Below are 23556 nucleotides of genomic sequence, written 5' to 3'. Positions count from 1 at the left end.
CACCTATCAGCATTTGTAAAATTTTTGGATTAAAAACCTTTTCTGTAACCCCTATTTTATAGGTGAGTCCAAACGATATGCAATGGCCTAAATTTACCCAACCCTCACCAAACAAAGACTATAACTTCACCTACCGAGCGGGCGATGTGCGGCCTGTACGCGTCCTGATCGTGATTGGTCTGCTCTTCATGGCAGCTTTTCTGTGGGTGTTTTTTCAACCCGAAAACCGGGGATATTCCTGGTTGTTTGGTCTGCTGGCAGTATCGGTTCTGTTCCGTATTCTTCGCCTTCTGCACGAGTGGTATCACTACTGGAACGTAGTGCCGCCTATGCGACCGGCTGCAACCCGAAGCTGGACCGTGGACATACTGACGACTTACTGCCCCGGTGAGCCTCACGAGATGGTCGTCAATACCCTCGAAGCTATCGGGCGCATTACGTACCCACACACGACGTACCTCTGCGACGAGGCCAATGACCCGTACCTAAAGCAAGTTTGCGCCGATCTGGGCGTAATCCACGTCACGCGAACGGATAAAACCGATGCCAAAGCAGGCAACATCAACAATGCACTCCGACAGGCTACCGGCGAGATTTGTTTGGTGATTGACCCTGACCACGTACCCGTAACGGATTTTCTGGATCACGTCTTGCCCCATTTTGAAAATTCGGAAGTTGGCTTTGTGCAATGTGTACAGGGGTATTACAACCGAAAAGAAAGCGTCGTCGCGTTTGGAGCCGCTGAGCAGACGTATAGTTTCTACGGGCCAATGATGACCTGCATGGGTGGGTACGGCACCGCACAGGCCATTGGGGCTAACTGCACGTTTCGGCGGTCCGCATTGGATTCGATTGGTGGCCACGCTAATGGACTATCCGAGGATATGCACACGGCCATGAAGCTCCACGCTAAGGGCTGGCAGTCGGTATATGTCCCCTTGCCTCTCTCCTACGGTTTAGTGCCGGCCACACTATCGGCCTACTATAAACAACAACTCAAGTGGTCGCGCGGTACGTTTGAGTTATTGGTCACAACGCTCCCAAAAGTGTTTAGTGGCCTAACGTGGCGGCAAAAGATTCATTACACGACGCTGCCCCTCTACTATTTGTTGGGTACCGTGCAATTGATTGATCTATTGATCCCCATTCTGTCGCTAACGACTATGCTGCTGCCGCTGCAACTTGATCTGCTCAAATTTGCGACGGTTTACGTGCCCCTGCTCCTAACGGGCTTTTTGATTCGTCAGTACGCCCAACGATGGCTTATTGAACGGCACGAAGCCGGTTTTCATTTGGTTGGCGGTATTCTGGCCAGCGGCACCTGGTGGGTATATGTGCTGGGGCTACTTTACACAATTTTCCGAGTCAGGGTGCCCTATATTCCCACGCCGAAAGACGACCGTCCGCGCAACCATTTCTGGCTTATCCTGCCAAATCTACTGGTTGTGCTGGCCACCCTCGGGGCAATCAGCTATAGTATCTATTGGTATGGCCGATTCGCGCTCTACAACATCTACTTCCAGATGATGCTTGGCTTCGGGGTGCTGAACATCCTGATTCTAACCCTGAATATACTAACTGGGCAGCAGCAAACATTGGCGCAAATAGCCGATTGGCTTACCAAACCGTCGGATCATTCGGAACAAATCGGTAGCCTACGCCGGGTGGCCTGGATAATTCGTTACGGCTTATACAACTGGCTCCAGCGACGAGCGGTCGCCCTGTTTGTGGGCATGGTAGTGGCAGCTTTGGGCTTCTTCATTTTCACCTACCGCATCCGAACCGATGTCCTGCCAACCGACCTGCGCTTTGCCAATACCCAACCTTTTTACATTGGCTTGAGTGATTCATTGCCTCGCCAACTTGCCCTACCTTCCTCAATTACGCCTATTTCGCCCTACCATCTGACTTGGTCGATGACCCCGAACTCGGCCATTTCTTTTCCCCTTCGACCAAAAGCTGATCAGTTACCCCTGCTATACATTGAACTCGATGAAACGATCTACACGACCGAAACGCAAATAGCAGAGTTTTTGAAAAGTATTCTGCGTGGGGAACGCGACGCAGCCCTGCGGGAATGGACCCAAAAAATTCGTAAACAGAATCGTCCGGTGCTGGCCAGCTTCATGCCGGAATTTGATAATCCTACCCAACAGAATACCTTAAAGCAGGCAACCAGTTTAGACTTATACCGACGAGCCTGGCAGTACATTGTCCGGTTCTGCCGCCAACAAGGGGACGAGCCTGACGTCACCTGGGTCTGGTGCCCCACCCAACCATCAACTGTAGTGTCCTACTATCCCGGTGAGCATTATATCGATTGGATAGGCATTGCCGTAGTCAACGATCCAACGTTGGCGATTGATGGTAAAGACCATTCGTTTGCCGCTCTCTTTCAGCTTCCGCATACGGCGGTTCGCATGCACCCGGCCTACAGCATCCGGCAGAAGCCCGTCCTAATTACTCGTTTGGAATCTGTTACGGACCACACACCCCACCGCCAGTGGACAATCGAAGCGTTGGAGTTGATGCAGGAACGTTACCCTACTGTTCGGGGAATTGTTTTTAGCAATGATGCTGATTTACAAGCGGTACCTGTTACCTACCTGACGCAGCAACAAACCGTTCAGCGATAACTAATCATCAGTCTGTGAACCGGCTACCTCGAAGGAAAAGTTTGCTGTTGCAACATGCTGATGCGTATCGTATACGTTAACAAACAGCCGGTACGCCCCCGGTTCGTTTGGTAAGCGGAAGCGAACGGTTCGGGTATCGGTCCGTTCTAACAAGCCCTGAATAGCGGGACGCGGAACCCCTACGTAATCGCCACCGGGCTGGGCACGAAGCTTAATCTCCCAGGCATACATAAGGGAATCGCCCTCCGGATCAGAAACGCGTATTTCGGCTTGATGGGGAGCCGAAACCGATGCGTAAGAGCGATTGTTGACAAGTTGCCCGTCAATCAATAGAGACTGAACGACCGGAGCCTGATTTGCTGGTATCTTGCCTGACCAAAGTTCTTGCATCAACCCTACAAGGGGAGTATGTCGGCCTTGCTCGTCAAAAACACTGAACCAGGTATGCGTCTCTTCCTGCTTTGTGCCCCAGTAGAATAAGTACGAACCAAAACAATTGGGTGGTTGCGAGCCGATGTAGCGTTGATAGAAAGACCGGACGAATTCCACCTTGCTTCGGCTATTGGGTTCATCGGGTGCGCCCCACGGAGCTATAGGCGTTTCCCAATACGCCTGTACGCCATATTCAGAGATAAGGTAAGGTTTCGTCCAACCGCCTTTATGGAAAAACTCGTCTAATTTTTCGGTTAGCGCATAGGAATTTACGCCTAAGATGTCCACGTCGGTACACCGCTTACTGGCTAACCATATAGCGCGTTTGCTATCAGGCGAAATGACTGTACTGACGGGATGATTGGAGTCAAGTTGGTGAACAAGCTTAGAAAGTCGGTTTACTTCATCGTATACCTTGAAGTTTTTAGCTTCCTGCGCCCATTCGTTACCGACGCACCAAAGCAGCAAGGCTGGGTGGTCCCGGTATTTGATCACAGTTTTTCGGATACGTTCGTACTGCCTCTCAACGGCGGCATGGTCATCGTAGTCAAAACCTTCCATTTCCCGCTCGACCCACAAGCCAAACATGACCGTCAGTCCCAATGCGTGGGCTTCGTCCAAAATGCGGCCGGCATCAATATCGTCCCATACGCGGATGGAATTTCCTCCACAAGCTTTCAACTCCTCAAAATGGCTTACCCCGCCTGCCCCTTTAATGAAATAAGGCTTTCCATACCGCAGGAGTTCATAAGAAGTACCATTAAAGCGGATAGATGTTGGTGCGTTTGTATTGGTCGTAACAGGCCGCTTTTGCTGCGTGTCCTGGCAACTGCTCAAGGTAACCAGCCAACCAGTTAAGAACCACACTAAACTAAATTTGCATCGGTAAGAATAGGCGATCATCATGTAAAGATGACCGCTTAATCGGCGTTGGTCACACGGTACAGAAAATTCTGTAATTGAGGGCAGTAAAATTGTAAATAGCTATTCTAAACGAATTAGGGATTTGGGTAAGTCAGAAGCGTTTCATACATGCTAATCAGGCTCATTATAACGATCCTGAAAAACTCAAGGTCCGTTGTGGTACTTTCAGCATTGAGTCGCTTCTTACAACTTTCGTAATTTCCATCAAAACTGTCGATAGCCAAATGGCCCTGTAACAATCTGAGGTCATATAGCACGTACAACGGTGTCATAATACCACGTTCATCAGGTAGTTTGAGAACAATACTTATAAACCGCTCAAATACTTTTAGACTACCTAAGCCCTTTAAATCCTTCGGCGACACCCCCCGTTCGATCAGGAGCCGTTTTAAGTCTTCAACCTGTAGCGACTCGATGAGGTACTTAGTTAAGCTCAGATATGCATTCAAGATTTGTTCCCTATCCTCCAAGATAGGCGGTCGATAATACTCAGCTAAACGTTCTATATCAATCTTGGCAATGTCGAACCCAAATTCTTTCTTGATACGTTCATCAAACTGGTTTTTGAGTGAGAACACCTTCAATTCATTATCCGACTCCTGAAATGCGTCCTGAATAGTGAATGGAATTTGGCTGAAGTAAAATTTGGAAACGATGTCATGGTCAGAAGCCACATTACTGGCTAAGAAGCGTTTCCTATCCCGTTCATTTTCCTCATTAAAGTCCTTCTTCAAATCTCCAAGCCACATGAAAATTAGCCCACCACGGTTTATTCCAAATCCCCAACTAAACATTCGTTCACCTTTTTGATAGATGTTACCTGATGAAAACGAAGTCAATTTCACCGTGTAATCAGGATGGTTATTGTAGTGTAACAAAACCTCTCTATCAAAGAATGCAGGGGTTAAATAACCTGTATCAAAATCCCGGTATAGACCGGGTATAAAATAATAATCAAGGGGATCATAATCGAAGCCCAAGTCATCAAAACGACCAAATTTGGCCGAGACATCGACTTCAGCAAAGAGATATTTGAATGAAATTTCCACTGTTGGCCCATCTTCGGTAATCCCGTCAAGAATATAATCCCGGAAGTGGATAAGCCGCTGACCATCAAAAGGGACAATAGATTCATACTTGATGTCGCAAGTGTCACATTCATACACCGGCATCCGCATCGTGTAGGCGCGAGGTTCTTTGCCGAAACGAATTAAACGGTGTCTTATAAATCGATATGTTCCGCATTGCGGACAACGTAAAGGATTTTGCTCCATCGAAAAGAGATTGTTTCAATCAATGCAACAAAATCGGCACTTATTTCATCTCACGTTTCAGCAACTGCGCGTTCAGAGCCACGATCACTGTGCTGGCACTCATTAGCACAGCACCGATGGCGGGGCTAAGGACAAAATTGGGGTATAATACCCCGGCTGCCAGCGGAATCGCGACGACGTTATAGCCCGTCGCCCAGAAGAGGTTCTGAATCATCTTGCGGTACGTGGCTCTACCGAACTCAACTAAGTTGGTAATGTCGGTGGGGCGGCTATTGACCAAAATGATGTCGGCGGTTTCGGCGGCAACGTCGGTGCCGGAACCCACCGCAATGCCTACGTTGGCCTGCGCTAAGGCCGGAGCATCGTTGACCCCGTCGCCGGTCATGGCCACGAACTGGCCTTGCTTCTGCAAGTCCTTCACGACGTTTACTTTCTGGTCGGGCAAAACCTCTGCGTAAACCCCGTCCAAACCTAATTCTTTTGCAACAGCGTCGGCTACTTTCTGATTATCGCCGGTGGCCATATACACCTTGATACCCGACTCTTGCAACCGCTGAATGGCTTCTTTGGAGTCTTCACGAATTTTGTCGGCCAGTGCTACGTAACCCGCTATCTGGTCATCAATCAGCACGAACACGACCGTTTCGGCTCCGCTACCGAAGGCATCATGTGGCTGTTCGATACCTGCTTCTTTCAGGAAACCCGGACTAACGACGAGCACCCGCTGACCGGCAACCATTGCCGATACACCTTTGCCCGTAATGGATTGAAAATCGCTGATACCGGGCAGGTCGAGGTCGCGTTTTTTGGCTTCCCGGACGATGCCCTGCGCGATAGGGTGCTGTGAAGGTTGCTCCAGAGCGGCTACCATGCTTAAAAATGTTGCTTCGTCCATATCGGGAACCAGCACCTTGATTCTGTTCACACCGAATTCGCCTTCGGTTAACGTACCTGTCTTATCAAAAACCATCGCTGTGATTTTGCGGGCCTCCTCGAAGGCCGTGCGGTTACGAATCAGCAGTCCCTTCTGTGCGGAAATGGCCGTAGAGATAGCCACTACCAGTGGAATGGCGACACCGAGCGCGTGAGGACAGGCTGTCACCATGACCGTAACCATACGTTCCACAGCAAACGACACCTCCTTTCCCGAAATCAGCCAGGCCAAAAGGGTTAGCAGACCAACCGACAAAGAGATCAGTGTCAGCCAGCCAGCGGCCCGATCCGCCAATGTTTGCGTTTGGGACTTGGCGTTCTGAGCCTCCTCTACCATACGGACAACCTTATTAAGATAGCTGTCTTCACCCTTGTGGGTAACGCGAACGCGAAGTGCGCCTTCTCCGTTGACAGCCCCGGCAATTACGCTGTCGCGTGGCCCTTTTTGTACCGGTATGCTTTCGCCCGTCAGCATACTTTCATTGACTGAGCTATCTCCCTCAACTACCTCACCGTCGGTCGGAACACGTTCGCCGGGCCTGATCAGCACTACGTCGCTTTCGTTGAGCGTATCGACTTTCACATCATTGATTTTGTCCCCTTCGACCTTATGAGCATCGGCGGGCAGCATCTGTACGATCAGTTCGAGTGACCGCGATGCCCCGGCTACTGATTTCATTTCTAAGTAATGACCCAGCAGCATGATGTCGATTAGCGTAGCCAGTTCCCAAAAGAAGTCCATGCCACGCAGCCAACCGAACGAAACGGCCACACTGTAAGTGTAAGCGGCTGTGATGGCAACGGCAACCAGCGTCATCATGCCGGGTTGACGGGTTCGTAGTTCGCCGACCATACCGGTCAGAAAGGGCCAGCCCCCATAAATGTAAATGAACGAGGCCAGCACGACGACAAGCGGTTCACGGAACGGAAAGTCCAACTGATAACCAACCAATTCCTGAAACATCATCGAGAAAGCCACCACCGGCACCGATAGAATCAAGCATATCCAGAATCGGCGCAAAAAGTCGGCAATCATCGCGCCGTGATCGTGGCCACCGTGTCCGGCTCCATGCTCCATGTCGCCGTGGTTCATGTGCTTGTGTTTCATTCCCGTACCGCCCTGATGGGGCTGGGGATTATCCGGTCCGCTGTGTCCATCGTGGCCAATGTGTTGCAGAGCCTGTTGTCCGGCAGGCGACTCGTCAGTCGATGCTGTTTGGTTCATGTGCGCTACGTGGTTGTGCGCGGGAGGTATAGGCGGCTCAGTGGCACGATGATGAGCGTATGGGGATACCGATTCATCACGGGCCTCCATGACATGAAATGATCCAACCGTCGAAACCAACCGCTGTATGTCTGTTAAGGAAAGATGATGCTCAACCGTTAGTACGGCCTGGGGTGGATTGATCGTTACCTCAGCGTCCTTAATGCCCGACTGCCCAATCAAGATATTTCGGATATCTTCGGCCTGCTCATTGGTCGTAAGGCCGTGTACCGTAAATCGGTGTTGATGTGTCATAGGGCTGATTTAGTTAGAAATACAGAGTAAACTGAAACGATTAATAGGCCATGCTGTCTTAGTTAACACGTAGCGAGTTCAAATGGAGCGTACTACAAAAATTCTGCAAGGACAATCCCGAATTTTGCAAGCCCTTTTCTGGCTCAGAATAGTAGCTTTGTTTGTTATGCTATCAACCAAGGCCGTATTGATTATAGATAGCCCTTTATAGTAGCGGTGAGCCTACAACATAAAAATGATGGAATCAGTAATGGAGCCAGAAACAGCAATGACGCAATCGGACGGTCGCACGATAGTGCCCCTGCGTATAAAAGGCATGGTGTGCGACCGGTGTATTGGGGTCGTCCATAGTGAATTAGCACAAGCTGGCTTCCATGTGCTCAATATTCAGTTAGGTCAGCTTACGCTACGTGGGCCTCTATCGGCCGTTGATACAGAAAAGATAAAAGCTCTGCTGACCAAACAGGGGTTTAGCCTGATTGAAGAGACTAAGCAGAGCATTCATCAGCGAGTTAAAGTACTTATAGATACCTATTTCGCCCAAGATGATCTTAGTGAAAATAAGTCACGTCTATCTACACAGCTCCAGGAAACGCTTGATTTGGATTACGATACAATCAGTGGTCAGTTCACCAAAGCGGAGGGTATTACTTTAGAGAAATATATCATCCTCCGGCGCATCGACAAGGTCAAGGAGTGGTTAGTCTATTCTGATTTGACACTTACCGAGATTGCCCATCGCACGGGTTATAGCAGCGTTCAACACCTCTCCAATCAATTTCGGCAGCAGACCGGCCTGACCCCTTCTTATTTCCGTCAGGTACGTCAGGAGAAAAAGTCGTTGCAGCATGGGGCAGAGAAATTAGCCGTGCCAATCGGTATCGAACAGTAGCGGGTGACTGTTGGCGTACTATGTAGAGCGGGTTGCCTGAAATCTCACAAGCCATCGGGGTAATTGTGTAACGGAGGGAGTAATAGGTATGGCGACCTTTGTCGTATAAATTGACAATACGATGACGACGACCGAACCTATAAAATCCCCGGCCCCGGCAAGGCTAACCCGTCAAACGTTTCCGGTGCTGGAAATGACCTGCGCGGCCTGCGCTGTTAGTGTCGAGTCGATGTTGAACAACACGCCCGGCGTTGCGAAAGCCGCCGTGAACTATGCTAACCAGTCAGCTACGGTCGAGTATGATACCAAAGCCATTACCCCGGCTGGAATGCAGCAGGTGTTGCAATCAATTGGCTACGATTTGGTAGTTGATGTTGAAGATCCGCAACAGGTACAGCAGGAAGCACAGCAGCGGCACTACGATTCACTGAAAAAGCGAACCTTATGGGCAGGCATTCTATCCGTTCCAGTGGTCGTGTTGGGTATGTTCTTCATGGACGCGCCCTACGTCAACTGGATTATGATGGCTCTTTCGGCACCGGTGGTGTTCTGGCTGGGCCGGTCCTACTTTGTGAATGCCTGGAAACAAGCCCGGCACGGTAAGGCCAATATGGACACACTGGTGGCACTGTCAACGGGCATTGCTTTCCTTTTCAGTGCTTTCAACACGCTCTATCCTGATTTCTGGCACAGCCGGGGGCTGCACCCGCATGTTTATTTTGAAGCGGCTGCGGTTGTGATTGCCTTCATCTCGCTGGGTAAGTTGCTCGAAGAAAGGGCAAAATCAAATACATCCTCGGCTATCAAGAAGTTGATGGGCCTGCAACCCAAAACGGTACGTATCGTCGAGGACGGGACCGAGCGTGAATTACCCATTGCTCTGGTACGTGTCGGTCAGATTATCGTCGTGCGGCCGGGTGAGAAAATCCCGGTTGATGGTGTCGTTGAATCCGGCGAATCGTTTGTAGATGAGAGTATGATTTCGGGAGAAGCCATTCCAGTGGCCAAACGAACCGGAGAATCAGTTTTTGCGGGGACAATCAATCAGAAAGGCTCGTTCCGCTTCGTGGCACAAAAAGTAGGCGGAGAAACCGTGCTGGCGCAAATCATCCGCATGGTGCAGGAAGCACAGGGTAGCAAGGCTCCGGTTCAGAAATTAGTGGACAAGATTGCCGGTATATTCGTGCCAGTGGTCATCGGTATCGCCCTGCTGACGTTCGCGGCCTGGATGCTGTTAGGGGGAGACAACGCTTTTACTCATGCCCTATTGACCTCCGTAACGGTGCTGGTCATCGCCTGTCCCTGTGCATTAGGGTTGGCAACGCCTACGGCGATCATGGTTGGCGTAGGGAAAGGAGCCGATAACAACATCCTCATCAAAGATGCGGAAAGTCTGGAACTCGGCTACAAAGTCAACGCCGTCGTGCTGGACAAAACAGGTACCATTACCGAAGGCAAACCGACTGTAACGGACATGGCCTGGCAGGTGGGCGAGAATGAAGTAGCCAAGTTAATGCCGGTGTTGTATGCACTGGAGGCCAAATCTGAACATCCGCTGGCCGATGCAGTAGTCGAGCGACTGCGGGCTACTGGTATCACCGGCCCCGCTCTTGATGGCTTCGAGAGCCTGACGGGTCGAGGTATAACGGGCCGCTACGAAAACGCCACGTATGTCGTGGGCAATCGGCGATTAATCGCAGAGAGCGGATTAGCTGATAAGTTGACAACTGTAACCGGTATCGTGAGTCGCTGGCAGGATGAAGCGAAGACCGTTGTCTATTTCGCAGATAAGCAGCGCATATTGGCCGTAATAGCCATCGCCGATCCGGTGAAGCAGACCTCCCGCGAAGCCATTCATACGTTGAGGAAGCGGGGAATCGCCGTGTACATGATGACCGGTGACAACACACAAACAGCCAGTGCGGTGGCTAAAGCCGTTGGTCTCAGTGACTACCGAGCCGAAGCCCTGCCCGCCGATAAAGCCGAATTCGTAAAAGAGCTACAGGCGCAAGGTAAGGTCGTAGCCATGATTGGCGATGGTATCAACGACTCGCAGGCGCTGGCCCAAGCCGACGTGAGTATCGCGATGGGCCGAGGTTCCGACATTGCGATGGATGTAGCTAAGATGACGCTCATCACCTCCGACCTCAACAGCGTACCTAAAGCCCTCCAACTCTCGAAAAAGACTGTACAGACTATTCGGCAGAACCTGTTCTGGGCGTTCATCTACAACCTGATCGGCATTCCAATTGCGGCCGGGCTACTGTATCCCGTCAATGGTTTTTTACTCAATCCGATGATTGCCGGGGCAGCAATGGCCCTTAGCTCGGTGTCGGTGGTCAGTAACAGTCTGCGATTGAGAGCCGCCAAACTCTAACGAAAGGAATACGTTACCAATAGGTAACAACAAAAAACGGACGATTAATCATGGAAACCCTGAATTTCAAGACGAATATCAAATGCAGCGGTTGCGTAGCGGCTGTCACGCCTTTTCTCAATGACATCGAACAGGTTGACGGTTGGAATGTGGACACTGACAGTCCTGACAAAATTCTAACGGTGCAAACCACAGATAACCGAATCGGCGCAGAAGTCCGAAAAGCCGTTGAGCGAGCAGGCTATAAGGCGGAACCAATGCCACGGCCCTGATTTCCAAAAGTTTTGCAACGTAGTGGGCCGAATCTTATAAGCTGCACGGCCATCCGGTTGGGCAGCTTACTTGTTTATAGAGGTACTCAACGATCTGAAGAATTTATGGAAGCACACAAACAACACACTGACCAAGTGCAGCACAGGCAGGACGACCACTCAATGACTCATGGACAGCATTACGGCAAGCTGGCAATTATGGCTGTTTTATCGTTCATTTCCATGTACGTATTGATGTACGCGATGGTGGATACCTTTGCCAACGTCGTTCCCAACGTCAATCAGTTTTATATGGCGGGCCTGATGACGATGCCTATGATTATCATTGAAGTTTTGTTGATGTCGGCTATGTATTCAGACAAACGACGAAACGCTATCATCATCGCTGTGAGTGCGTTAGCCCTTACGGGGTTCTTCTGGCTCATCCGGCAACAAACGGCGGTGTCGGACCGGCAATTCGTTAAGTCCATGATACCTCACCATGCCGGTGCTATTCTGATGGCCAAAGAAGCAAAGCTGAATGACCCCGAACTCAGGAAATTGAGTGAGGAAATTATCAAATCACAAGAAGCTGAAATTAGTCAGATGAAAGCCAAACTGGAGGAGTTAGATCGAAAGTAACGCTGTTAATCGTGTTTAACCCGCCTGAATTTTGTAAGTCTTACCCGATAATCTTACAAGTAGTTGGCAGGGCTTTTTCGGTAACGGGATTTTAGCTTGGCGGTCTAAATAGCAGGTTTTAGCTATTTTCTCACAGTCCGATACCATGCACCTTTCGACCGTCAAAACGTTCGCCAAACAGTTTTTCACCTGGATTGCTAAACGGTTTGGAGTAACGTTTCTAACTAAGGACGAAACTATCGTTTACCTGCGGCCCTATCAGAAGGGATTTCATGCAGCAAATCTGTTACCCCTCCCCGAAGTAACGGATACTACGGATGCTGCAAAGGTTATTTTCGGGAATAAAACGGCGGTTAGTGAACCGAGCTATACGTGGGTTTACAGACCTGGCGACCGCGAAACGTCTCAGCTTCGGTGCGGCAATATATTGACGGATGGATTGGTACTTTGCCCTGATTACGGAAGTCAACATTTGCTGAAAGACAGCTTAAAACCCGATAGGCGACAAACCCGCAAAGTTCACACGCTGGTGGCTCCGTTTGGTCATTATCAGGATGGGGTTGCATTCGGAGGTTATTACGACTACATCTTTCTTGTAGCCGCAAAGCTTTGTCGGATGGAGCAGAATCTACCCAGCGGCTCATTTGCCGATGCCGCTGTGTCTTATCCGTTATTCAGTACCACCTATGAGCGGGAATTTTTGACCTATGTAGGCTTTTCCCCGGAGCAAATTCTTGATAGCCGCTCGGTCAATGTTCAGTTTGATACGTGTCTGATGGGCAACAACGGGCATTGGTTCTACCCCAACGAAGCCAATGTACAAGCGATCCGACAACGGCTCTTTCCCTTAATACAAAACCCAACCAGCAAACGAGAACGACTATACATTAGCCGGGCTGGTCGTCGCCGAATTGCCAACGAAGATGCTTTGGTGAAGCTCCTCCAGCAGTACGATTTTACGATAGTGGAAGACAAACCCCGTAGTTTATCGGAACAGCTTTCGCTATACAACCGAGCCTCGCTTATTGTTGGCCCTCACGGTGCATCGTTCTCTAATATCATCTGGTGCGAACCGGGTACCCATTTGTTTGAACTATTCTCCCCTAACTATGCGCCTGACCATTTTTTGTATTTATCCCAACTCATGGGATTGACATATTCGGCTTATTGTCAAGGAGCTAAACAATACACCTCAGTCTGGATTAAGCGGAATAGCTTGTCAGAAAATATTACTGTATCGGTTTCCGACATTGAACGCAGTCTCAATCGGCACTTCGAGCAGTACCCGGCTAAGGCCACGCGCTTTGAAACCCATAGGGGTTGATAAGACCGCACATCGGCTGACAATTTTGTAATCATTGGCGAATGAAATTACAAAGCATTGTAAAAGAGGATTATCCCTTTCGGACAGTTAATAGAAAGGGGGTCCATTCAGCACAGAAGCGGGTCGGGTAGCCCGCTTTTTTAATTTAGTAACAATACCTCAACGATATGAAAGCAATCTTATTCACTATTTTTCTGAACAGCTTTTGGGCTTTTAATACCCTTGCTCAACATCACACGATGTCCGATAAGGCAACAATTGCCCCTTCGGATACCGTCTCTCCAGGGCGTAAACGAGCACCTTCCGCAACCGGGCAGAAGCACGACGGTATGGAGCATGGGCAGATGGACCATAGCCGAACCGGTACGCCGGAGCGACGGCCTGGCCAGATGAATCACGGTTCGATGGACAATATGGCTGGAATGAACCATGCAATGGGCGATTCATCCGGCATGATGATGACGCATTCGTTTTCGCGCAATCTGCCGATGAACCGCAATGGGTCGGGTACGTCCTGGCACCCCGACAACACGCCGATGTACGCCTACATGACCCACGGAAAAAAATGGAGCTATATGGTTCATTACAGCGTTTTTCTGCGCTATAATAGCCAGAACACCAACAACCGGGACAAACGGGGCAGTGACCGGCAGTTCGACGCGCCAAACTGGTTTATGGGCATGGCGCAACGGCAAATCGGCCAGCGGGGGCTGCTGTTGTTACGGGCAATGGTGTCGCTCGATGCCATAACCGTAGGCAATGGCGGTTATCCGCTCCTGTTTCAATCCGGCGAATCGTACAAAGGGCAACCCCTGATTGACCGACAACACCCACACGACTTATTTTCAGAATTATCCGTCGGCTATACGCACTCCTTCAGTCGGGACATCGACCTGTATGGCTACGTCGGCTATCCCGGCGAACCGGCCCTGGGTCCACCGGCTTTTATGCACCGCATTTCCACGTTTAACAATCCCGATGCCCCACTGGGACACCATTGGGAAGACGCTACCCATATTCTGTTTGGGGTGGCCACGGCTGGCTTCCGCTACAAGTGGGTTAAACTGGAAGCATCCCGGTTTACAGGCCGGGAGCCGGATGAACAACGCCTGAATTTCGACCAGCCCCGTTTCGACAGTTATTCGTACCGTATATCGGTCAATCCCTCTCCCTCGCTGGCTCTCCAATTCTCACAAGGGTATATCAAAAGCCCGGAAGATCTGCACCCTGAAGATAATACTACCCGTACAACCGCTTCGGTGCTGCATAGTGTGCCGCTGGGTGGGCAGGCCGATCATTACGTCACCTCGGCCTTTGTATGGGGGCTGAATAATTCCCACGGAACGAATGAACAAGCCTTCTTAGCCGAAAGTAGTCTGCAACTGGGCCGGACTGCTTTCTACGGCCGCTACGAAAACGTCGGTAAATCCCCCGAAGAAATTGGTTTAGAAGCGGAGATACCGAATCAGCGCATATTGACGAATAATGCGTTTACGTTGGGCATGAATTATCGGCTCCTTCAATACGCCAGCACCGATCTCGTGTTGGGAGCACAGCTAACGGGTAATATGCCAGAACAAGCCTTGCAGCCTTATTATGGTAAGTTTCCTCTTTCCGGTGAGGTTTATCTCCGAATCACGCCTTCCGTGATGGTTATGAATATGATGCGGGGAATGAAGAACATGGGTGGTATGCATCACAACATGAAATAGAGGAAACACCTCCATGTCAACAGGCAATCTTAACACTAAGGCCCACCCTTTTTTATGATAGGGTGGGCCTTGTTATTGGCAAACGGATAACTGGCTTATCCTTTCAGGCTGGTTTCCAGTTTCTTCAACTCGGTAATCTCTTTGGTTTGCTGCTTGATGACGTTTTTAGCCATCATCCTCATCTTCTCTGTTTTTCCTTCTTTCAGAAATGCTTTAGCCATGTCCACGCCCTGCTGATGGTGCTGGGCCATCATACTGGCAAAATCATAGTCAGTTTTGCCGTTCATCGAATGGCTGCCGCTGTGCATAATCTTCATGGCATCCTGACTCAGTTTAGAAGACGATGACTGCGGTTTATGGCTACTGATAAACTGCGTTAGTTCCCTGATTTCTTTTTGATTGGTGGCTTTGATGCGGGTAGCCAGTGCTTTTGTCTGTGCGTTAGCACCCTGCTTGATCTCCAGGTCGGCCATATCGACCGCCGATTGGTGGTGCATTTTAAGCATCATAGCGAAATCATGATCGGGGTCGCCGGTCATTTTCATGCTCATCATTTGATTCATGCCCGATTGCATAGACTTCATCATCGCGTTGCTGGCCGATGTCTGCCCGGTTTGTGCAACAGCCGGTTGCGCTATATACAGGGCTACACTGAGTGCCAGCCCATAAAACGGATTAATTTTCATAAAGGGGAACATCAATTAAGCCAGTATTCGTACTGGCAGGTTAGCGATTAATAATTTTTGTTGGTTTTTAGCCAGTCCTGTAGCATTCCAATTTCCTTTTTTTGATCCTCAATGATCTTCGTGGCCATCTGACGGATTTGGGCATCGTCACCATGTTTAAGCTCCGACATAGCCATTTCCAAGGCACTTTGATGATGATCGATCAAAAGCTGGGCGTAATCTACATCCGAGTCACCTGTCAGGATACGGACATCCTGCGCCCGCATCATTTTCATCATCGACTCCATTTCTTCTGCATTGTAAGTTGAACCAGCCGTGATTGGAACAGGCGTATGATTTTGAAGAAATTGATTGAACTGGCTGATTTCCGAAGTTTGAGCGGTGATCACCTGCTGTGCCATCGCTTTCATAGCCTGGTTATCGCCTGATTTAAGTTCTTCGTTCGACATATCAATGGCCCCCTGATGGTGCATCCGCATCATCATCGAGAAATCGTTATCAGGGTCATTAGTATCCTTCATTTTGTCCATCTCTGTCATCATACGATGGTTAATTTGTTGATACACATTGGCATCATGGGCCTGCGGCTGTAAGCCCTCTTTGCTGTCGCAAGCCAGCATAATCCCTGCCATGAATAAGACAGAAGTTGCCCGTTGAAGTGAATTTTTCATATAGTTGAGTGCGCTTATTGCGTCTATGGTTAACAGGCGGTTGCCCAAGAGGGTTATTACAAGATTGCCCCTGTAGATTACAGAATTTCCGGGGTCATATAAGTACTTTCATTGCTTGGCAAATCACTGTATATTCCTCAACTTAGCTATTTATTGGTGTATTCATTGACAATACCTATGCCCGCTACTTCTTTAATTGACCTGATTGACGACTATAAACGAAACCCGGACCTTACGTATCAAAGCTGGTTTCTGCACAACGAAGACCGCCTGAAGGCATTCCGGTCTATCCGGCGCGGGGTTTTGCAGGTTATCAGCGACATCAAAGAAGGTTCTTTTCCCAACGACTTCAAGGGCAGTTCACTTGAATTTGTGCTGAGTTGTATAACCGAGCAGAAGCAGGTTTTTGAGGGAGCATCCCACCCATTTTACTGGAAACCGAAGCTACGTATCCCGGATATTTACGAGAATCTGGACCATAAGCGTTATTTCGGTCAGTTCTTGGAATGCTGCCTAAAAGCCACGAAGCCCGAAACGGTTGTGAGTGAAATAAATCGGCTTGATGCGTACAAGATTAAGGGCTTAGGGCCTGCCGTAGCCAGTATCCTCTACTTCCTGCATCCGACCTGGGTGCCACCCTTCAATACGGCCATTATTAATGGTTACAACCGACTTTTTAATGAAAAACGTAAGTTGGGTTCGTGGTCGGAATACTTAGCCATTCGGGATAAGATGCTGGCAGTGAATACTGAATACCGACACGTTTTATCGAATGACTTAGGGGCGTTGGCGGGTTTGTTGTTCGAGATTGGGGCAGGTAATCTACTGGTGCCGGGCCTGGCCGATCAACCCCTTGTCGAGCGCGAAAAACTCGAAAAGCAATTATCTAAGCGTCATAAGGAAGTTGTCAGTGAACAGCAGGAGGAACAAACGCACAGCGAGATGCAGTATCATCTGCTAACCATTGGGCGGGCATTAGGCTACGATGTAGCGGCTGCCCGAAATGATATTTCCCGGCAGTATAATGGCCATTCCTTTTCGTTTTTGAGCCTGCCCAGCCTACCCGCGCTACCCGTTGCGCCCGAAACGGCTCAAACCATTGGCCTGATTGATATTGTATGGCTGGAGAAAGGCACAGGACGCATCATTTGCGCCTTCGAGGTGGAGAAAAGTACGTCGATCTACTCTGGTATCCTACGACTAACCGATTTAACCTGCTCGTTGCCCGACCATGCCACGACGCTGTATCTGGTCGTTCCCGACAGCCGCCGAAAAGAAGTCGAAATGCAATTAACCCGCCCTTCTATCCGGCAAACGAATACCCCAATCCGCTACATTTTGATGTCAGATTTACGCACTCACTGTGATGCTCTTTGCCGGTTTGGGGATAGTCACCGGGTTTTGGAGAGGATAGCGCGGTCTGTTTAAATGTTAATTAATAATGTAAAGCTTTTATGAGCCGGACGAAATCTGCTACTCGTTATTACAGCCTATACATCTTCAACGGGGAATATTGCACCCGTTCCGCCAGCAATTACCTCAACGCCGTAGAGGATTTAGAAGACGTAGCCAAACAAGGAGCCGAGCCTTTAGGGGTCTATGATTTACACGATTGGCGGTTCGATTGGAAACTGAACGATTCAACTCAGCAACTGGAACACCAAGATCGTGTTTTAGAACTGACCAACTCGTTACGTTTAAAGAACGAGAAAGCACTTTAGTTTGAGAGACGTAATAGCTTCAAATGTCAGGATTGTTCACGAGTAACTTCCCGAACTAAGCGGGTTAGGTCTTGCTCTGACATTCTTGCTCTCACACGAATGCGAAGCAAACGTTGGCCCGCCTTAGCCATTATTTTGTCCTTTATTTGATCCTTAGCTTGCTGCTTTTCACTATCATGATACTCGCTGTCAATCTCCAGCATCTTGAATGGCTTAAACGCATTTTCTGCATCAAAGACAACGCAATCTACTAAGGCTTTGAAAAAGTAATTTCGCTCATGCGGCTCTAAAAGGTGTTTGATCTGCTCAAAATCTACCAGTGCCGAAACAGCTACATTTGGGAAGACGAGGTACGTGCTGTACACCTCCCGAACGGCCCGGTAAAACTCATACTCTTGCTTCGATTTGAACAAGCTAATTGTATTGTTTACAGCTTCAACTTCACGGTTTACAGTTACGTGGATCGTCCGTTGCTGACTGTGTTCGACTACTTTAGGTTGTGTTCGTTCAAACTCTTGAAGCAATTCAATACTGACAGGCAGATGCTGATATTTCTTGGCATAGATTAAAGCTGACTGAACTTGAGTCGAGCGATATCCAAGTATAATTTTTTCTGCAAGGCGTTCCACATCTACAGTCGGCAGGGCAAAGTGAAAATTAGGCCCTGTGTGAAGCATATGAAACTGCTCTAAATAAAAGAGATAATCAGGGTCTTTATCGAAGCTACTTCCGTCAATTAGTTCCCGGATGAACTGCGATTCAAGAATACTCCTTGTAATATCGTCCTGCCGAAGCTGGTCATAAGTCTTATTGTTTTTAAACAACTCGATGAGAGCCATCCAATTACGCTGCTGAAGGAGTTTGAATGTAGTTTCGCGGTCGTAAAGCATTTATTTTATTAATTGGGCTGTGAAGATAACTGTTTCCCTTCGGTATAAGAATGTAGCATTTTCTTTTGATCCGACGTTTAAATGAAAGGATTTCAATACACCATTCATTCCGTGTTAGACTGTGAAACAGGCGAGGAGGTTTTCGCAGGGTCATTTTTCAACCAAGACGAATCGGCCATTTTCGAGATACGCAGACAGTTAGAAGATGCTATCCGTAACCGACGCGACCCTAAATACAAATGCTACTACTGCAATCAGCTTATCAAGATTCGGGGTAAAGCCGAAAACGAGACAAAGCTAAAGCGGATGCACTTTGCCCATCAGTGGGACAGCGACGATTGCCCTATAAAGACCAGCCATAAGTTAACCCAACAACAGATTCGGGCTATCAAATACAACGGGCAGAAAGAAAGCAAGCTGCACGAACGAACAAAGGAGTTGGTAGCAGCCTCCTTAGAGTCGAATCGGTTGACAAACAAAGGTATAACTGAGGTGGCGACGGAAACGGTTAGGCGGGATACCTCTGGACTATTGACCTGGCGTAAGCCCGATGTCAGCGCGGTTTACCACTCACGTCAAGTCGTGTTTGAGATACAGCTTTCAACTACGTTTTTGAGTGTCATTGCAGATCGAGAATACTTTTATCAACAAAACCAGACATTCATAATCTGGATTTTCAAATTCTTTTCCGATGAGTTCGACAAACAACGATTCACCGAGAAAGACGTTTTCTACGGCAATAATCAGAATGCATTTATTTTTGATGGCGAAGCTATCAGCGAGTCCAAACGCCAACAAGACCTTATCCTCAAATGCCTGTACCGTGAACCTTACCGATCTGGTCAGCAGATAGCTTACCGTTGGCAGGAACGGTCAGTTGGCCTGCACGACTTAACGTTCGATGATAAGAATTACAAAGTGTTCCTATTCGATGTAGAAGGAGCTACCAACTCGATCAGGCAAGAAATTGACGACGAGCAACGGGCCGAATGGGAGCGGCAACGCGAAATTGAGCAACGGCAACAGGTATTTGAGCAACGCCGACAGGCTTACGAAGAAGAACTTGAAGTTGGCTTATCCCGCGCCCGCTCGTCGGTTCATCAAACACTTAGCGAAGTTCATGCTTATCCCGAACGACGAAGCCCTTTACTGAATGAGTTTGCCGCCTTTTCGCTGGATACGTATGGAAATTTGTTTACCCTGTTTGGACAAGATCAAGGGTATCAGCCTACAGAGGAAGACAAATCTTTTTTAAGAATAACTTTTGAGCGCGAACGCCTGAATCGTTCTCACCTGGATCGGACTGATTTGTTAACGTGTTTGTGTCTGGTAACCTGCCTGATTAAAGTTAAAAGCCCTCAAAAAGCTCACCGATTAAAGAAAGTGTACGGAACCGTGTTTGTTCTCTTATCGGTCAAATTAGACTGTGTGGTTGGGCAAAGTTTTCAGAAAGTGGTGCAAGTGGCGCACACTGTATTTCCGGGCAAAGAATCTTTCGCCCACTTATTTTTAAAGGCCATAGAACGCTATCCCAGCCCAAATCTACAAAAACAGGATGATCGTTCAGGGGGAAAACTGGCTAAGAAGATAGAAGCCTTTCGGCAGAAAAACGTCGAGCCAGACCAAAGCTACGATGACGTTTTCAGGCTGTTATTTCCTGAGCTTTTTACTCAATAAGCAAACCTAACTGAGTCTATTTATTCCAAGACCTCGGCTTATAACCTACCTCCTGCCATGAGCGTAATAGGCGTTGATATTTACGTCGGCCATAATCCAGAAAAATGCTGTCGGCGTCAACCTCTATAATGTACAGGTTATGAGGTTTTTGCTTTTGAATACCTAAGATAATGAACTGGTCAGTACACTCCCCGGCCTGTCGGCATCCATCAAGGTAGAAAGCGGCCTGTCGATCATAGTCATACCCATAACAGTTGCTTATAAACTCATTCTGACTACGGGCTGAGGTCGTTTTCACGTCAACAATTAATCGTTCGTCAGGTACGCGCATATCAATCCGGGCTTTGCAGGGTAGGCCGGTCAATTTATCCTCCCAAAGTGGGGCGTTTCGACCTGCGCTGAATCCATCAGCCGACAGAACAAGGAGTTGGCTCGTAGCACATCGAGCATACGTTTCTGTGCGGTGGCCCCCTTACCAGTCGGCACTACGCCGGTTTCGAGTAGCAGTAAATCATGAAACCGGGTGCCGAACTCCTGCGCCGGGCCTGATTGAAAATCCGGCTTGCCAAACAAATGATTTTTGAGTTCGGTAAGGTCGCTGTTGGCAATTCGGGGTAAGCTGCGGTAATCGTTCATTAGACAAAAGAATAGAAGGGAAGAAAAAGCCGGGCAGCGGAGTTACTACCCGGCTACAGCAACATCACTCCCACGACAGCACATTCATAAACGGCTCCGTCCGAACCTCACCTAAGAACTTGGTCAAATTCCGCACTTGTTGAAATGTCAATTTTGGTTCGATGGTATGACCATTTTTGTTAGAGCCAACGACGAGAGCAATACCATGAATACGGTGAAGAAAATACGCAAACTTGAAAGCTGGCGGCTGCGGGTCGGACAATAAGGCTTCGTCGTCCACGATCAGCGCGTCGCCGTTCGGCATCCGACACACAAAGTCGATGGTTCTACAGCCAATATGATTGTATAAAACGCCCAAGTTTCTGGCTTCAATTTCAACTTCTTCGATAGTTCGTTTAGTGGGGTCAATACTGATGGCTTTAATTAACTTGCTCATGGTCGTTTACTGTCGGTTATGTTGTTTACTGCTGGTACTCGAAGGTTTTAAAATCGGTCTCGTCGGTTAGGATAATGCAGCGGTTTCCGGCATCGTCCCAAGCATCATAGCAATACATTCGGGCAATCTCGCGGGGGCTGAAAGCGGTACGGTAAGCGGTTCCGTCGTTTTTGGTGAATGCGTACATGGCTGAGGAAAAAAATAGACCGGGACGGGTTGCCCCGGTCTATGATTGGACAGTTAAGCTACCGGGGCAGGGGTTATTTGCTGGTCAATAGTTAGAAAGCCGTACAGGTGAGAGGTCTTGAACCGGGCAGGGTCGGTTAAGGTGTCCTGCCGGAAAATCGGGTTCTCCTGCGCGAACTCCTGCCGCTGCTTAGTTAGGTCAGTATCGGCCAATTCATAGCGGAATTGAGCAATGTAATACACCCCTTTGGGTTGAATTTTCGTGTTTTCCTTCCGCTCGGCGGTAGCGGTCAGCACTATATTAGCCAATGAATAATCGTCGTAATAAAGTGGCTCGATCAAGCGAAAGATGTTATTAACTGAATACCCGTGAAACAGGACAGTAGCAACGCATTTCTGCTCGTCAATAAAGAACAATTCGGCCCATTGCTTCGACGGTTGGCCTAATATGCTGTCGGTAAAGATGCGCCATGCAATCGGCTGGAAGGTTAGCGACCGGCCTATCTTCTCTGTGCCATTGATGGAGAAAACACCTTCTTTGGCATCAAAACGGTAGTTTCTTGGATGGCCTTCCAGATACTTGTATTTGCTGACGACATCACCGGTTTGCTGGTTGACAGTTTGCCATGATTTGATGCCAGTTATTGGCTCCATTGTTTGGGGGTCGAGGACGCGGGCGGTTTCCATAAGTTTGAGGATGTTAGATTGCATCGTTGTTGATGAGGTAAATTTTGTTTCCTGCCCCGGCCTAATCCACCGGGGCAGGTATTGGCGTTAGTTGAGGGGAGAGAAAAGGAAGTCCGTTATGTAGCTCATAGGGTTTGCTTTTTCCTGCTGCGTAGCTAATCCCAACTGACGAAGGGCGAAACCTTTAGCGTTGTTAAACTCCTGCTCTGTAATCAGGACGTTACCCGTTTGCAGCGCACCACTGATGCCCTCGTAGCGTTCTATGCGCTCCCTCCCTCCTACTGTGCTACATAGTTCTACCTGCTGGTTCTGTACATCGACAGCGTAGAAGAAATTAGCAATGCTGTGTTTCAAATAGAGTTTCATACGTGCTGCTGGTATCGTTGTTTGACTCTATAAATATACGTCATTATATTGTGATAATAAAATATTGATATAATGACTTGTAGGCCATAATGCGTAAGCCTAACTTTTTCTTCCCTTCTATTCTACTTTTTTAAAAGCCTGTCTATGAAGTAATTGAATAAAATATAATCAAACAGCACGAGGGTACTGTTTAATTATATTGATAAATCACATTACCATTATATCAGTATATTGCTTTACTTGCAGCCGAATAAACCTTTTTCAATGGAAGACATACGAATCATATCGGTCTGCTCACAGAAGGGGGGCAGCGGGAAATCAGCAATTACAGCCTGGCTGGCTAACAGCCTTCGCCGGGAGGGAAAACGGGTACTGGTGCTGGATGCTGACGGACAGCGGACCATTGCCAAGCTACGAAGCCGGGAAGTTGACCGGCTTGGGGAACCGGAAAATGCCTGCGAGGTGATGGCTACCGACGACGTAGCAACGGTACTGGATGAACGCTACGAAGATTTTGATGTCATCTTTCTGGACTTACCCCGGATGACTGGCCCCGACGAAGCGGTGATGGCGCTCACCTTTTGTGACAGTATCCTTGTCCCAATTCGCCTTGGCGACTCCGACGTACTATCCGCTTTCGAGTTTATCAAGGCAGCTAAAAAGATGGGTGACATTCGCCGGGAA

The 23556-nt window shown here is 48.7% G+C and carries 23 protein-coding genes; 11 read left to right on the top strand and 12 right to left on the bottom strand.

The genetic code is table 11. From position 1 onward, the window contains the following. Window positions 1–77 precede the first annotated feature (77 nt). Entirely contained in the window at window positions 78–2636 is a 2559-nt protein-coding gene (locus DYU11_RS31825) for a glycosyltransferase family 2 protein (RefSeq protein ID WP_119671796.1), read from the top strand. Here the strand turns inward: DYU11_RS31825 and DYU11_RS31820 are convergent, their stop codons facing one another. The 3 genes from DYU11_RS31820 to DYU11_RS31810 form a co-directional block, all read right to left on the bottom strand. Then, the gene (locus DYU11_RS31820; RefSeq protein ID WP_119671795.1) at window positions 2637–3974 is read right to left on the bottom strand and encodes a glycoside hydrolase family 2 TIM barrel-domain containing protein; all 1338 of its coding nucleotides are present in this window, start codon (window positions 3972–3974) and stop codon (window positions 2637–2639) included. A 92-nt stretch (window positions 3975–4066) separates the two neighbouring features. Further along, window positions 4067–5266, bottom strand: a complete 1200-nt coding sequence (locus tag DYU11_RS31815; RefSeq protein ID WP_147368093.1) for a hypothetical protein — start codon at window positions 5264–5266, stop codon at window positions 4067–4069. A 40-nt stretch (window positions 5267–5306) separates the two neighbouring features. Next, window positions 5307–7424 carry a heavy metal translocating P-type ATPase gene (locus tag DYU11_RS31810; RefSeq protein ID WP_199736865.1) on the bottom strand — a complete coding sequence of 706 codons (2118 nt, stop codon included), beginning with the start codon at window positions 7422–7424 and terminating at the stop codon, window positions 5307–5309. Window positions 7425–7953: 529 nt separating this feature from the next. Here DYU11_RS31810 and DYU11_RS31805 point away from each other — a divergent pair. The 6 genes from DYU11_RS31805 (at window position 7954) to DYU11_RS31780 (ending at window position 14916) form a co-directional block, all read left to right on the top strand. Further along, complete coding sequence (locus DYU11_RS31805) at window positions 7954–8610, top strand: helix-turn-helix domain-containing protein (RefSeq protein WP_310589524.1); 657 nt, start codon at window positions 7954–7956, stop codon at window positions 8608–8610. 121 nt (window positions 8611–8731) lie between these two features. After that, the gene (locus tag DYU11_RS31800) at window positions 8732–10987 is read left to right on the top strand and encodes a heavy metal translocating P-type ATPase (RefSeq protein WP_119671793.1); all 2256 of its coding nucleotides are present in this window, start codon (window positions 8732–8734) and stop codon (window positions 10985–10987) included. A gap of 50 nt (window positions 10988–11037) precedes the next feature. Further along, the gene (locus DYU11_RS31795; protein ID WP_119671792.1) at window positions 11038–11259 is read left to right on the top strand and encodes a heavy-metal-associated domain-containing protein; all 222 of its coding nucleotides are present in this window, start codon (window positions 11038–11040) and stop codon (window positions 11257–11259) included. 105 nt (window positions 11260–11364) lie between these two features. Continuing rightward, window positions 11365–11880, top strand: a complete 516-nt coding sequence (locus DYU11_RS31790) for a DUF305 domain-containing protein (RefSeq protein ID WP_119671791.1) — start codon at window positions 11365–11367, stop codon at window positions 11878–11880. A gap of 145 nt (window positions 11881–12025) precedes the next feature. Then, a complete protein-coding gene (locus DYU11_RS31785) occupies window positions 12026–13204 on the top strand; it encodes a glycosyltransferase family 61 protein (protein ID WP_119671790.1) in 1179 nt (392 codons plus the stop codon). A gap of 167 nt (window positions 13205–13371) precedes the next feature. Continuing rightward, complete coding sequence (locus DYU11_RS31780) at window positions 13372–14916, top strand: hypothetical protein (RefSeq protein WP_119671789.1); 1545 nt, start codon at window positions 13372–13374, stop codon at window positions 14914–14916. A 95-nt stretch (window positions 14917–15011) separates the two neighbouring features. Here DYU11_RS31780 and DYU11_RS31775 read toward each other — a convergent pair whose 3' ends face one another. Further along, the gene (locus DYU11_RS31775; RefSeq protein WP_229366155.1) at window positions 15012–15602 is read right to left on the bottom strand and encodes a DUF305 domain-containing protein; all 591 of its coding nucleotides are present in this window, start codon (window positions 15600–15602) and stop codon (window positions 15012–15014) included. A gap of 47 nt (window positions 15603–15649) precedes the next feature. After that, window positions 15650–16273, bottom strand: a complete 624-nt coding sequence (locus DYU11_RS31770; RefSeq protein ID WP_119671787.1) for a DUF305 domain-containing protein — start codon at window positions 16271–16273, stop codon at window positions 15650–15652. 177 nt (window positions 16274–16450) lie between these two features. Between DYU11_RS31770 and DYU11_RS31765 the strand changes: the two genes are divergently transcribed. Both DYU11_RS31765 and DYU11_RS31760 read left to right on the top strand, forming a co-directional pair. Continuing rightward, window positions 16451–17701 carry a type II restriction enzyme NmeDI-related protein gene (locus DYU11_RS31765; RefSeq protein ID WP_119671786.1) on the top strand — a complete coding sequence of 417 codons (1251 nt, stop codon included), beginning with the start codon at window positions 16451–16453 and terminating at the stop codon, window positions 17699–17701. 26 nt (window positions 17702–17727) lie between these two features. Continuing rightward, complete coding sequence (locus DYU11_RS31760; RefSeq protein ID WP_119671785.1) at window positions 17728–17994, top strand: hypothetical protein; 267 nt, start codon at window positions 17728–17730, stop codon at window positions 17992–17994. A 26-nt stretch (window positions 17995–18020) separates the two neighbouring features. Here DYU11_RS31760 and DYU11_RS31755 read toward each other — a convergent pair whose 3' ends face one another. Beyond that, on the bottom strand, window positions 18021–18884 hold the full coding sequence (locus tag DYU11_RS31755) for a DUF2726 domain-containing protein (RefSeq protein ID WP_119671784.1): 864 nt from the start codon (window positions 18882–18884) through the stop codon (window positions 18021–18023). A gap of 81 nt (window positions 18885–18965) precedes the next feature. Here DYU11_RS31755 and DYU11_RS31750 point away from each other — a divergent pair, with 81 nt between their 5' ends. Continuing rightward, window positions 18966–20561 carry a DUF6035 family protein gene (locus DYU11_RS31750; RefSeq protein WP_119671783.1) on the top strand — a complete coding sequence of 532 codons (1596 nt, stop codon included), beginning with the start codon at window positions 18966–18968 and terminating at the stop codon, window positions 20559–20561. A 16-nt stretch (window positions 20562–20577) separates the two neighbouring features. Here the strand turns inward: DYU11_RS31750 and DYU11_RS33750 are convergent, their stop codons facing one another. The 6 genes from DYU11_RS33750 to DYU11_RS31730 all read right to left on the bottom strand — a co-directional run bounded on the left by DYU11_RS33750 (window position 20578) and on the right by DYU11_RS31730 (window position 22872). Next, a complete protein-coding gene (locus tag DYU11_RS33750; protein WP_229366154.1) occupies window positions 20578–20892 on the bottom strand; it encodes a PD-(D/E)XK nuclease-like domain-containing protein in 315 nt (104 codons plus the stop codon). A 29-nt stretch (window positions 20893–20921) separates the two neighbouring features. Next, window positions 20922–21197, bottom strand: coding sequence for a hypothetical protein (locus tag DYU11_RS33745; protein ID WP_229366153.1), 276 nt, complete (start codon window positions 21195–21197; stop codon window positions 20922–20924). 64 nt (window positions 21198–21261) lie between these two features. Further along, window positions 21262–21633 (bottom strand): DUF3846 domain-containing protein, encoded by a 372-nt coding sequence (locus DYU11_RS31740; protein WP_119671782.1) that lies wholly within the window; start codon window positions 21631–21633, stop codon window positions 21262–21264. 25 nt (window positions 21634–21658) lie between these two features. Beyond that, on the bottom strand, window positions 21659–21820 hold the full coding sequence (locus tag DYU11_RS33550; RefSeq protein WP_199736859.1) for a hypothetical protein: 162 nt from the start codon (window positions 21818–21820) through the stop codon (window positions 21659–21661). Window positions 21821–21873: 53 nt separating this feature from the next. Then, entirely contained in the window at window positions 21874–22530 is a 657-nt protein-coding gene (locus DYU11_RS31735; protein ID WP_119671781.1) for a hypothetical protein, read from the bottom strand. Window positions 22531–22593: 63 nt separating this feature from the next. Then, a complete protein-coding gene (locus DYU11_RS31730) occupies window positions 22594–22872 on the bottom strand; it encodes a hypothetical protein (protein WP_012931337.1) in 279 nt (92 codons plus the stop codon). Between the two features lie 264 nt (window positions 22873–23136). Here DYU11_RS31730 and DYU11_RS31725 point away from each other — a divergent pair. Next, window positions 23137–23556: ParA family protein (locus DYU11_RS31725; protein ID WP_147368092.1), on the top strand; the 420-nt coding region annotated here is incomplete at its 3' end.

It is taken from the genome of Fibrisoma montanum (genome assembly GCF_003583365.1).
Classification (GTDB): domain Bacteria; phylum Bacteroidota; class Bacteroidia; order Cytophagales; family Spirosomataceae; genus Fibrisoma; species Fibrisoma montanum.
The sequence above is the reverse complement of the archived record's forward strand: the minus strand, read 5'-3'. Positions and strand labels throughout refer to the sequence as shown.